Origin of the sequence: Nocardioides sp. GCM10027114 (assembly GCF_042659625.1) — a bacterium.
Taxonomy (GTDB): Bacteria; Actinomycetota; Actinomycetes; order Propionibacteriales; family Nocardioidaceae; genus Nocardioides.
Genome location: NZ_JBHSSS010000029.1, coordinates 48,982 through 60,551, shown reverse-complemented (window position 1 = coordinate 60,551; position 11,570 = coordinate 48,982). Strand labels below are relative to the sequence as shown.

The following is an 11,570-nucleotide window of genomic DNA, read 5'->3' as shown; positions in this document are numbered from 1 at the left end:
GAAGGTGGGGCGCGTGGTGCGTCCTGGGACGAGGGTATGAGCGCAGGACGCCCGCTCCCGGCAGGACACGCGAGCGTGGCGCGTGGTCTGCGTCAGCGACCGCGGGCCGGGACGGGCAGGTCCGGGGTCGGCTCCTCGCGGACGAGCCACGCGTCCCGCTCCCCCGCCGGCACCTCGACGCAGGGGGCGGTCACCTCGACCAAGGCCTCGTGGCCGTCGGGGGCGGTGCGCACCAGCGCGCCGGTGTCGCCGGCACCCTCCGCCGGGTCGCCGAGCAGCTCGGCCAGCACCTCCGCACGCTGCCGGGGCGGCACCTCCCAGCCGGCCAGCGAGAGCCGGACCGTGGCGGCGTACCGCACCCCGGCGAACCGGTCTGCGAAGGCGGGTTCGCAGCCGTCCCAGTCGCCGGTGGCGCTTTGGACCTCGCCGCCGGTGGCGCCGGACAGGTCGGTCGCCAGCGCGACCGCGGTGGCACGGACCTCGGCACGCTGCCGCTCGAGCACGGCCGCGCCGGTGTGGTCGACCCGGTCCCCGCCCCCGCCGCAGGCGGTCGCGGTCACCGCGAGCACGGCGAGGGCCGCCGCCGCAGAGGCCGTGCTCCGGATCTCGGTCACGGACGGCCGTCCGTGTCGGGCGCCTCCGGTGGGCGGTGCCACTCCGGGTCGTGCGGCGGGCCCCACCAGGGATCGGTCACGGGGCCAGCCAGGGTGACCGCGTCGTGGTCGCCGGTGACGACCAGACTGATGTTGCGCAGCGCTTCGGTGTCGTGGTCGAAGTAGCGGGCGTGGTCGGCGAGCCCGGGAAGGGCGGCACGGTCAGTCGACTCGGCGCGCACGCGCCGGGCGCCGAAGTCGTCCTCCGCCGGGTCGTCGCCGAGACCGCCTCCGGCGAGGCTCTCGAGGTGGAACGCGCCGTGGTTGGCGAGGTCGGCGACGGCGTCGCGGCTGTTGGCGACCGCCCACACGTGGGACGGGTCGAGGCCGGTGTCGGCGGCGTGGTCGGTGTCGCCGCCGGCGCCGGGGCTGCCGACGAGGACGAGGTCGTCGACCGGCAGGCCGTGGTCGTGGGCCGCGTGGCCGGCGGTCGTCGAGCCGTAGCTGTGGCCGACGACGGTCACGTGGGCGGGCTCGCCGTCCCGCCCGGCACGCAGCCCGTCGACGGCGTCGGCCAGCCGTTCGCCGCCGCGCGCGGCGTGATCCTCGCGCACGACGCCGGCCCCGTCCCAGCCCGCGTCCGGCCCGCCGTCCCACGGGACGTTGTCGGGAGCGTCGTAGCCGACCCAGGCCAGCACCGCCGGGGTCGCCGAGGCGTCGAGCACCCGGCAGGACTCGTAGAGCGTCACCGCGCGGGCGGCCTGGTAGGGGGCGCTGCCCGCGTCGGACCCGAGGCCCGGCACGACGACCGCGACGTCGTCGGCCACGTCCAGGTCGCCGACGGCGACCGCCACCGCCCCGTCGCCGTCGAAGGCTCGGGGGTCGTAGAGGTGGAGCTGCGCCGGCACCGGCTGCAGCGTGACCGGGTCGACGCCGGCCTGGGCAGTGGCCACGGCCTCGTGGGCCGCGCGGGCGTTGACCAGCCAGCGAGCCTCGTCGTCGCCGAGCCGGCCGAGGTCGGCAAGGAGCTCCCAGGCGGCGAGGTCGCGGTCGAGGGCGACGCGGTTGGCGGCGTCGCGCCACCGGGCGGGGATGCCGTCGAGGTTGCCGACGGCTCCCGGCGCGGCCGCGACGACCGCCCGCCGCTGGGCGGCGTCGAGGCCGTCCCACCAGGCCTTGACCACGCCCGGCGGGGCACCGTGGCCGGGCAGGCGGGAGAGCGCGGCGTCCGCGGGATCGGCCGCGTCGCCGAACCGGCGGAGCGCCCCGTCCAACCGGTCGAACCTCGTGAGGACGGCGCGCATCCCGGCCTCCTCGGCGGCGAGGTCGGCCGACCACCCGGCCACATCGGCGGCGAACCGGCGCACGGCGGCCGTCGCACCCGTGGCCGTGGCGGTGGGCACGTCGGCGAGCTCGGCGGCCAGGCGGGCGCGCTCGTCGAGCAGCACGTCGCGGCGTACCCGGAGCGACTCGAGCGCGTCGGCGTGGGCGTCCACCCGTCGTGCGACGTGGCGCAGCGCCAGGGACACGGCGTCGCCGCGACGGCCTGTGGGGCGGCTCGCCGCGTGGTAGGCGTCGGCGGCCAGCCCGGTCCAGCCGGCCACCTGCGCCGACCCGGCCGCGAACGAGCCGAGGTCGTCGACCTGCGCCGACGCGGCCAGCAGCACCGCGGCGCAGTCGCGGACGGCGGCCGGGTCCGCGTCGTACGACGGGACGGGCGGCAGGCTCATGCCGCGTCCCGCAGCAGGCCGCGGAGCGCGAGCACCCGGAGGGACACCTGGTGGTCGGTGGCGAGCAGGTCGGCGACCGTGTCGCGCAGCGCAGCGGCGTGCGCGGCCGCCTCCGCGGCGAGGTCGCCGACCCCGCGGGCCCAGCCGGCGGCGAACCGGGCGGCGTCGCCGCGCAGGGTCGGGGTGAACCCGCCTGTGGGCGCGACCGCGAGCCGACGGGCGGCCGACCACAGGTCGAGGTGCTGGCCGTCCCACCCCCGGGCCACCCGCACGACGTCGACCGGGACGAGCTCGAGCGCCGCGGCGGGACCAGTGGGGCCGGGGGCGGTCACGAGGCGACCAGGGCTCGGGCCCGGTCGTCGCCGACCAGCAACGGGGACGCCTCGACCTCGCAGAGCCAGGCGCCGGTGGCGGGTGCCCAGCCGGCACGGACGGTCAGCCGCCCGGCCCGGGCCACGACGCGGGCCGGCTGGTCGTCGTGGGCCTCGGAGAGCTGCACCGACCAGCCGTCGCAGGCGAGCACGCGGGCGACCCGCTGGAGGCCCTCGTCGCCGTCGGCGCGGGCCGCGGAGGTGCGGGCCCGCACGACCACGGACCCCGGCTGCGGGCCGAGGCCCAGTCCGACGTCGGCGGGGTCGCCGGGCGTCGGGTCGGCGTCGGCGAGGAGCCGGGCGACCTCGGCGACGCGGCGGACGGTGCCGGTCACCCGGACCTCGTCGACGACCTCGTCGTCCGGCGTGTCCGGCTGCCGCAGCAGCACGACGTCGACGTCGCGGTGGCGGCGCCGCAGCGCCCCCACCATCCCGGCGAGGAACGGCGGCAGTGCGGGTCTGGTCTGCTCCATGCCGGCAGACTGCCCGACCGGGAGACCGCCGAAACTGCCCGGAGGGCCGGGCTGTGGAGCACCCCGCCCGCGGCCGTCACGGTGGACGGCCGGTGGGCCGGTCCGGGCCCCGGTGGGCCGTTCAGCCGGGGCTCAGCCCGGGGTCAGCCGCGAGCCGACCGGGGGCCAGCCGGTGCTCAGGCCGTGGGGAACCAGATCCCGATCTCGCGCTCGGCGGACTCCGGGGAGTCGGAGCCGTGGATGAGGTTCTGCTGGACCGCGAGGCCCCAGTCGCGACCGAGATCGCCGCGGATGGTGCCCGGCAGCGCGGCCGTCGGGTCGGTGGCGCCGGCGAGCGCCCGGACGCCCTCGATGCAGCGGTGGCCCTCGACGACCATCGCGACGACGGGTCCGGAGAGCATGAACTCGACCAGCGGCTCGTAGAACGGCTTGCCCTGGTGCTCGGCGTAGTGCTCGGCGAGCAGCTCCGGGGTGGCCGAGCGCAGCTCCAGCCGCTCGAGCACGTAGCCCTTCGCCTCGATCCGGCGGATCACCTCGCCGGTGAGGCCGCGGCGGACCGCGTCGGGCTTGAGGAGGACGAGGGTGCGCTGCGTCATGGGCGGCACCCTATCCGCGGCCCGCCTCCCAGCCGAAGGCGGCCGCCCGTGCCGTGACGTCGGCCGGTGCGGGACCCACGGCGTCCTCGTCGGGGACCGGTGCGGAGGCGACCCGGCGCAGCGGGACGTGGCCGCCCCAGGAGCCGGCCGCGATGTCCTCGGGCTCGTCGCCGGGGCCGCCGGCCCTGACCTTGAGCGACGCCTCGCGCAGCGGCAGGGCGAGGACGGCGGTCGCGGCGAGCTCCTTGCGCGTGGCGGGCCGCAAGGTGGCCGACCTGCCGGGGACCATGTGGTCGACGATCAGGTCGAGCGCCCTCAGCCGCTCCGCGTGGTCCTCCACGGCCCGCACCCGGCCGATCACCACGGCGGAGCGGTAGTTCATCGAGTGGTGGAAGCCGGACCGACCCAGCACCAGGCCGTCGAGCTCCGTGACGGTCACGCAGACGGTCGCACCGGTGGCCGCGCCGAGCCAGCCCGCGGCGACCGAGCCGTGCAGGTAGAGGGTGCCGCCCTCGTCGGGCCCGTCGGGGTCGACGGCGTAGGCGGTGGGCAGCACGACCGGGTGCTCCCCGCGGACCAGACCGAGGTGCGCGACGAGGCCGTCGCGGAGCACGGCGTGCAGCTCCGCAGGGTCGGTGCGGGCGCGGTGGCGGCCCCGGCGCACGGTCGTGCGGTCGGTCGGGGACAGCACCGCGGTCGGGCTGGCGGTCGGGCTGGCGGTCGGGCTGGCGGTCGGGCTGGTCACGTGCCTATGCTGCCGCGTAAGTGGCCTGTCTCCACGGGCCACTTATCATCCACTTCAACAGGCCACTTGGGGAGACGCGATGCAGGCCACGCTCCCGGTCCGGCTCGACCGCGGCCACGCCGACCCGCTGGCCCGCCAGCTCTCCGGCCAGGTGCGCGACCTGGTCGCCAACGGGACCCTGGCCGTCGGCGACCGGCTGCCGAGCACCCGTCGGCTCGCCGCGGAGCTGGGCGTCTCGCGGTCGGTGGTGGAGCAGGCCTACGACCAGCTGCTCGCCGAGGGCTGGCTCGAGGGTCGCCACGGGGCCGGCACGTTCGTCTCCTCCAGCGGCGGCGCCCGCCCCGAGGTGCGGCCGGCCGCCGGTCCGCCCCGCACCGACGAGCGGGTGCGGCTCGACACCGGCACCCCGTGGATCGACCCCGCGCACGCCGCCGGCTGGCGGCGTGCCTGGCGCGACGTGTCCGCAGCCCGGCCGCCGCGGGGGTACGACGACTCCCGCGGCCTTCCCGAGCTGCGCCGGGCCCTCGCCGACCGCCTGGGACGGACCCGCGGTCTCGTGTGCGACCCCGACGAGGTCGTCGTGGTCTCCGGCACCACCGACGGGCTGCGCCACCTGCTCGGTGCACTCCGCCCGGGTCCCGTGGCCGTCGAGGACCCCGGCTACCGGGCTGCGGTCGAGGCCGTGCGCGCGGCCGGGCGCGCGGTGGTCGACCTCCCGGCGACCGCCCCGGTGGCCGACCTGAGCGGGACGGTGGCGGCGTACGTGACACCCGCCCACCAGCACCCGCTGGGCCGGATGATGCCCGCCGCGGACCGGCTGGCGCTGCTGGCCGCCGCCGGCCGCGCCGGGGCGGTCGTCGTGGAGGACGACTACGACTCGGAGTTCCGCTACGACGTGGCGCCGGTGCCGGCGCTCGCCAGCCTGGACCGGGAGAGGGTCGCCTACCTCGGCACCGCCTCGAAGTCGGTCGCCCCCAGCCTGCGACTGGGCTGGCTGGTGCCGCCGCCGGACCTGCTCGAGGCGATCAACCGTCGCCGTTCGGTGACCCACGAGGCGGTGCCGTGGCCGGTGCAGCGTGCGTTCCTGTCGCTGCTCCGCGACGGTTACGTCGACCGGGTGGTGCGCTCCGCGCGCCGCGTGTACGCCGCCCGGATCGGCCGGGTCGTCGACGCGCTCGCGCCGCACGCCGAGCTGGCCGGCCCGCCCGCCGGCATGTACACGACCTGGCTCCTCCCCCACGACCGCGCCGTGGCGGCGCGGGAGGCGGCCCGCGGGGCCGGCTTCGAGGTCACCCTGCTCGACGAGTACACCAGGTCGTCGGCGCTGACCGGGCTCGTCCTCGGCGTCGGCGGCTGCACCGACGCACAGCTCGACCGCGCGCTGGCCGCCCTCGTGGCGGCGCTGGCCGGCGCGGCTCAGCCCTCGTCGCCGGTCGGGGGCTCCGCCCCGGGGTCCTGACGGTCGGGGGCCTGGGCCTCGTGGGCGGCGTACGCGGCGGCGCGCTCGCGCTCGATCTTGTTGCCGAGGAGCACGGCCGTGGCCCACAGCCCGGCGAAGACCGCTCCCAGGAAGAACATCAGCGGGATCACGAAGCCGAGGCCGACGGCCGCGGCCTGCACCAGCCAGCCGGCACGGTAGGCCCACTCGGAGCGCAGCATCCCCGCCAGCAGCAGGCACACGACGGTGAGGCCGAGCCCGACGACCAGCGCCGTGCGCAACGGAACGTCGGCGATGGTGACCATCACCGGCGTGGTCAGCCCGAGCGTCACCGCCTCGAGGCTGAGGATCGCCGCGCACATCCCCCGCTTCGGGGAGCGCTCCGCGGCGGGCGCCGGCGTCACGCCCTCGCTGCTCACTGGTTCCTCGCGATCATCCGGCGGGCCTCGCCGACCGTGACCACCGAGCCGGTCACGAGGACCGCCCCTGAGCCGAGCCCGTCGCCGAACACCTGACCGGCCTCGGCGAGGGTGGCGGCCTGGTCGATGGCGTCGGCCAGGCTGGGCGCGACGGAGACGCGGTGCTCGCCGTAGATCTCGCGCGCCGTCGCGGCGAGCTGCTCGGCGGGCAGGGTCCGGTCGGTGGAGTTCTGGGTGCAGACGAGGTGGGCCAGGTGTGGCTCGAACGCCGCCAGCAGGCCCTCGTGGTCCTTGTCGTTCATGACGCCGATGACGCCCACCAGCGGGTGGAAGGTGAAGGAGTCCTCCAGCGCCGCCGCGGTCGCCTCCGCGCCGGCCGGGTTGTGGGCGGCGTCGAGCACGATCGTGGGGCTGCGCCGCACGACCTCGAGCCGGCCCGGCGAGGTCACCTCGGCGAACGCCGCACGCACCAGCTCGGCGTCGAGCTCACGGTCGGGCGCGAACGCCTCGACCGCGGCGAGGGCGACGGCGGCGTTCTGCGCCTGGTGCGCGCCGTAGAGCGGCAGGAAGACCTCGTCGTACTGGGCGCGGAGGCCCTTGAGCGAGAGCATCTGGCCGCCGACGGCCGGCACCCGCGACAGCACGCCGAACTCGACGCCCTCGCGGGCGACGGTGGCGCCGACCTCGGCGGCGCGCTGCAGGATGACCTCGGCCGCCTCGGGCGGCTGGTGGGCGACGACGGCGACGGAGCCGGGCTTGATGATCCCGGCTTTCTCGACCGCAATGGCGGCGGGGCTGTCGCCGAGGTAGCGGGAGTGGTCGACCGCGACGGGCAGCAGCACGGCCACGTCGGCGTCGACGACGTTGGTCGCGTCCCACGAGCCGCCCATCCCGACCTCGACCACGGCGACGTCGACGGGCGCGTCGGCGAAGGCGGCGTAGGCCATTCCGACGACCGTCTCGAAGAAGGACAGCGGGTGGGGCTGGTCCTCGTCGACGAGGTGGGTGTAGGGCGCGACGTCGTTGAAGGCGCGCACGAACTCATCGTCGGTCAGCGGCTCGCCGTCGACGGAGATCCGCTCGGTCATCCGCTCCACGTGGGGCGAGGTGAAACGGCCCGTGCGCAGCTCCATCGCGCGCAGCAGGGCGTCGATCATCCGCGACGTCGACGTCTTGCCGTTGGTGCCGGTCAGGTGGATGGTGCGGAACGCGCGCTGCGGGTCGCCGAGCATCTCGGTGAAGGCGCGGATGCGGTCGAGGGAGGGCTCGAGACGGGTCTCGGGCCAGCGCGACAGCAGCGCGTCCTCGACCTCGTCGTAGGTCTCCGCGAGCCGGGGGGAGGGAGTCTCACTCATGACCCGTCGAGTCTAGAGACCGGCTGGGGGCGGGGCCGAAACCGCGCGGCCGGGGGGCAGGCCGCGGCTGCGGCTTCACCACGGCATGTGGGCGCGCCCGCACCCCCCGTGGCGTACAGCACCCGGGAAGTGCTGCTCCACCACGGGACCATGGTGAAGCCGTGACCCGCTGCTCACGGCACCAGCACCAGGTTGGCCATGTCGACCACGCGGCGGAAGCCGAGCGCCTCGTAGATCTTGTTGGAGGTCGGGTTGGCCTGGTCGGTGAAGAGGCACACCCTCGCCCCTTCCGCGCGCAGCTGCCGCGACACCGCCGCCACGCCCGCGCTGGCGTAGCCGCGGCCGCGGTGCCGGCTCGGGGTGTAGACGGGGCCGATGCGGGCCACGCCGTACGCCGGCAGTCCGTGCCCGGTCAGGTGGACGGTCTCCCCCGCCTCGTCCTGCCACAACCAGACGCGGCGCTGCCCGATCCGCTGGAGCATGTCCGCGAGGTCGTGGTGCTCGAACGACGTCGCCTCGCTCCGGCCCGCCTGCTCGGCGGCGTCGGCGGCGAAGGCGTTGAACCACTCCAGCGCCAGCCCGGCGTCGTCCGGCGTCGCCGCCCGCAGCCGCCCCGGCACGGGAGCCGGCTCGACCAGCTCGCCGAGCTCGAACAGCCGGGTGTGCTCGTGGACCTCGGCCCGGCGACCGGTCAGCCGGGCCGCCTCGTCGGCCACGACCTGCGCGGTGGGGAGGCTGCCGTTGACGCCGCCGAGGTCCTCGCCGCGGTCCAGCACGGCCCGGGCCAGGGCGCGCGCCGCGGCCTCGGGCATCGCCAGCACGAACGGTGGGTGCGGCGCGAACGGTGCCGTCCGCATCGCCAGCCCGACCACGGCGCCCGACTGGTCGTGCACCGACGCCCACCAGCGAGGGTGGTCGGGCGACGGGTCACCGGCCATGACGGCAACCAGCGCCCGCTGGGTGGCGGTCGAGACGACGGTGGTCAGCAGCGGCTCCGCGGCAAGCAGGTCGCCCGCCACCGCCAGGAACGCAGCGGGGTCCTCGGTGACCTCGACCGCGTAGGTCTCGGGTCTCCCGGCGCCACTCATGCGGCGCAGCGTAGGGGCGGGAGTGGTGCAAGGTGCAACCGGTTACCCGCGTTCGAGCAGGTCACCCTAGGATTTCCCGCATGACCGAGACCCCACAGGCCCAGGCCCCGCAGACGACGAGCACCGACCCGCGTGCCGTCGTCGTACCGGAGAAGCCGGCACTCGAGGGCCTCGAGGAGAAGTGGGGCGCCCGCTGGAAGGCGGACGACACCTACGCCTTCGACCGGACCCAGCCCCGCGAGAACGTCTACTCCATCGACACGCCGCCCCCGACGGTGAGCGGCAGCCTCCACGTCGGCCACGTCTTCTCCTACACCCACACCGACCTCGTCGCCCGCTTCCAGCGGATGCAGGGCAAGTCGGTCTTCTACCCCATGGGCTGGGACGACAACGGGCTGCCCACCGAGCGCCGGGTGCAGAACTACTACGGCGTGCGGTGCGACCCCTCGCTCCCCTACGACCCCGACTTCACCCCGCCGGAGAAGCCGGACCCGAAGAAGCAGGTGCCGATCTCGCGGCCCAACTTCATCGAGCTCTGCGAGGAGCTCGTCGAGCAGGACGAGCAGGTCTTCGAGCAGCTGTGGCGCACCCTCGGGCTCTCGGTCGACTGGAACCAGCACTACACGACCATCGGCCAGGCGGCCCAGACCGTCAGCCAGCGCGCCTTCCTGCGCAACTTCGCCCGCGGCGAGGCCTACCTCTCCGAGGCGCCGACGCTGTGGGACGTCACCTACCAGACCGCCGTGGCGCAGGCCGAGCTCGAGGCCCGCGATTACGCCGGCCACTACCACCGGGTCGCCTTCCATGCTCGACCTGGGCGGCCCGACGGCGCTGATCGGATCTACATCGAGACCACCCGTCCCGAGCTGATCCCGAGCGTCGTGGCGCTGATCGCCCACCCCGAGGACGAGCGGTACGCCGACCTGTTCGGCACCACCGTGACCTCGCCGGTGTTCGGGGTCGAGGTCCCGGTCCTGGCGCACGAGGCCGCCGAGCCCGACAAGGGCGCCGGCATCGCGATGTGCTGCACCTTCGGCGACCTCACCGACGTCATGTGGTGGCGCGAGCTGCAGCTGCCGGTGCGCACCCTCATCGGGCGCGACGGCCGGATGTCCCGCGAGACGCCCGAGTGGCTCTCCCACGAGCCGGCCGCGGCGGCGTACGAGGACCTCAAGGGCAAGACCGCGTTCTCCGCGCGGGAGGCCGTGGTCGCGAAGCTCCGCGAGTCCGGCGACCTCGACGGCGAGCCCACCCCGACCCAGCGGATGGCCAACTTCTACGAGCGGGGCGACAAGCCGCTCGAGATCGTCGCCACCCGCCAGTGGTACATCCGCAACGGCGGCCGCGACGCCGACCTGCGCCGCCAGCTCATCGAGGACGGCGGCCAGATCACCTGGATCCCGGCCCACATGCAGCACCGCTACGACAACTGGGTCGGCGGCCTCAACGGTGACTGGCTGATCTCGCGCCAGCGGTTCTTCGGCATCCCGTTCCCGGTCTGGTACCCGCTCGACGCGGACGGCGAGCCCGACTACGCCCACCCGCTCATGCCGTCCGAGGCCGAGCTGCCGGTGGACCCGTCGACCGACGCGCCGAACGGCTACGAGGAGTCCCAGCGCGGCAAGCCCGGCGGCTTCATCGGCGACCCGGACGTGATGGACACCTGGGCCACCTCGTCGCTGACCCCGCACATCGCGGGCGGCTGGGGCACCGACGACGACCTGTTCGGGCGGGTGTTCCCGATGGACCTGTGCACGCAGGGCCACGACATCATCCGCACCTGGCTCTTCGGCCGGGTGGTCCGGGCGCACTTCGAGCACGGCCGGGTGCCGTGGACCCACGCCATGCTCTCCGGCTGGATCCTCGACCCCGACCGCAAGAAGATGTCGAAGTCCAAGGGCAACGTCGTCGTGCCGACCGAGATCCTCGAGAAGTTCGGCGCGGACGCCGTCCGCTGGCGCGCCGCGATGGCGCGCCCCGGCCTCGACTCCCCCTTCGACGAGAGCCAGATGAAGGTCGGCCGCCGACTGGCCATGAAGGTCCTCAACGCCTCGAAGTTCGTGCTCGGCGGCGTCGGCGCGACCTCGCTCGACCACTACGCGGTCAGCGACCCGGTCGACTGCGCCCTGCTCGGCAGGCTCGAGGTCGTGGTCGGCCGCGCCACCGAGGCGTTCGAGGCCTACGACTACACCACCGCGCTCGAGGTGGCCGAGAAGTTCTTCTGGGAGTTCTGCGACGACTACCTCGAGCTGGTCAAGGAGCGGGCCTACGACGAGGACGGCGGCGAGGCGACGGCCTCGGCCCGCGCCACGCTGGCGATCGCGCTCCAGGTCCAGCTGCGGCTCCTGGCGCCGTTCCTGCCCTACGTGACCGAGGAGGTCTGGTCGTGGTGGCAGGAGGGCTCGATCCACCGGGCCCCCTGGCCGGTCGGCACCGACCTCGGCGCCGCCGCGGCCGCCGACCCGAGCATCATCGACGCCGTCGCGGCCGCCCTCGGCGGCATCCGGGGCGCCAAGTCGACCGCCAAGGTGTCGATGCGCGCCGAGCTGTCCCGGGTCACCATCACCGGCCCGGCCCAGCAGATCGACATGGTGCGCTCCGCCGAGCACGACCTGCGGCGCGCCGGCAAGGTCACCGGCGAGCTGACCCTCGTCGTCGACGAGAACGCCGAGGCGATCAGCGTGGACGCCGAGGTGGCCGCCACCGACTGACCGGTCGGCAGCCCCCAAGTCACGGGCCCGGCCGGCGACCACTGGTCGCCG

11 protein-coding genes are annotated in these 11,570 nt (G+C 75.4%); 2 read left to right on the top strand and 9 right to left on the bottom strand.

Going from position 1 to position 11,570, the window contains the following annotated elements; genetic code table 11:
• Window positions 1–92 precede the first annotated feature (92 nt).
• From ACFP2E_RS17095 to ACFP2E_RS17070, 6 genes are all read right to left on the bottom strand, one after another.
• Entirely contained in the window at window positions 93–614 is a 522-nt protein-coding gene (locus ACFP2E_RS17095; RefSeq protein ID WP_378524452.1) for a hypothetical protein, read from the bottom strand.
• A complete protein-coding gene (locus ACFP2E_RS17090) occupies window positions 611–2,323 on the bottom strand; it encodes an alpha/beta hydrolase (protein ID WP_378524453.1) in 1,713 nt (570 codons plus the stop codon). The genes ACFP2E_RS17095 and ACFP2E_RS17090 overlap by 4 nt, the downstream gene beginning before the upstream one ends.
• The gene (locus tag ACFP2E_RS17085; protein ID WP_378524454.1) at window positions 2,320–2,655 is read right to left on the bottom strand and encodes a hypothetical protein; all 336 of its coding nucleotides are present in this window, start codon (window positions 2,653–2,655) and stop codon (window positions 2,320–2,322) included. Before ACFP2E_RS17085 ends, ACFP2E_RS17090 begins: the two co-directional genes overlap by 4 nt.
• Entirely contained in the window at window positions 2,652–3,167 is a 516-nt protein-coding gene (locus ACFP2E_RS17080) for a hypothetical protein (RefSeq protein WP_378524455.1), read from the bottom strand. Before ACFP2E_RS17080 ends, ACFP2E_RS17085 begins: the two co-directional genes overlap by 4 nt.
• Before the next feature lie 176 nt (window positions 3,168–3,343).
• Entirely contained in the window at window positions 3,344–3,763 is a 420-nt protein-coding gene (ndk, locus tag ACFP2E_RS17075) for a nucleoside-diphosphate kinase (RefSeq protein WP_378524456.1), read from the bottom strand.
• 10 nt (window positions 3,764–3,773) lie between these two features.
• Window positions 3,774–4,508 (bottom strand): pyridoxamine 5'-phosphate oxidase family protein, encoded by a 735-nt coding sequence (locus tag ACFP2E_RS17070; RefSeq protein WP_378524457.1) that lies wholly within the window; start codon window positions 4,506–4,508, stop codon window positions 3,774–3,776.
• 79 nt (window positions 4,509–4,587) lie between these two features.
• Here ACFP2E_RS17070 and ACFP2E_RS17065 point away from each other — a divergent pair, with 79 nt between their 5' ends.
• A complete protein-coding gene (locus ACFP2E_RS17065; RefSeq protein ID WP_378524458.1) occupies window positions 4,588–5,967 on the top strand; it encodes a PLP-dependent aminotransferase family protein in 1,380 nt (459 codons plus the stop codon).
• Here the strand turns inward: ACFP2E_RS17065 and ACFP2E_RS17060 are convergent.
• The 3 genes from ACFP2E_RS17060 to ACFP2E_RS17050 form a co-directional block, all read right to left on the bottom strand.
• Window positions 5,925–6,365, bottom strand: a complete 441-nt coding sequence (locus ACFP2E_RS17060) for a DUF4233 domain-containing protein (RefSeq protein ID WP_378524459.1) — start codon at window positions 6,363–6,365, stop codon at window positions 5,925–5,927. The two genes, ACFP2E_RS17065 and ACFP2E_RS17060, sit on opposite strands and share 43 nt — an antisense overlap.
• Window positions 6,362–7,720, bottom strand: a complete 1,359-nt coding sequence (locus ACFP2E_RS17055; RefSeq protein ID WP_378524460.1) for a bifunctional folylpolyglutamate synthase/dihydrofolate synthase — start codon at window positions 7,718–7,720, stop codon at window positions 6,362–6,364. The genes ACFP2E_RS17060 and ACFP2E_RS17055 overlap by 4 nt, the downstream gene beginning before the upstream one ends.
• A gap of 173 nt (window positions 7,721–7,893) precedes the next feature.
• Window positions 7,894–8,808 carry a GNAT family N-acetyltransferase gene (locus ACFP2E_RS17050; RefSeq protein WP_378524461.1) on the bottom strand — a complete coding sequence of 305 codons (915 nt, stop codon included), beginning with the start codon at window positions 8,806–8,808 and terminating at the stop codon, window positions 7,894–7,896.
• Window positions 8,809–8,888: 80 nt separating this feature from the next.
• On the opposite strand from ACFP2E_RS17050, the gene valS reads away from it, so the two are divergent.
• Window positions 8,889–11,519: a valine--tRNA ligase gene (gene valS, locus ACFP2E_RS17045; RefSeq protein WP_378524462.1), complete on the top strand. Its 2,631-nt coding sequence runs from the start codon at window positions 8,889–8,891 to the stop codon at window positions 11,517–11,519.
• Window positions 11,520–11,570 lie beyond the last annotated feature (51 nt).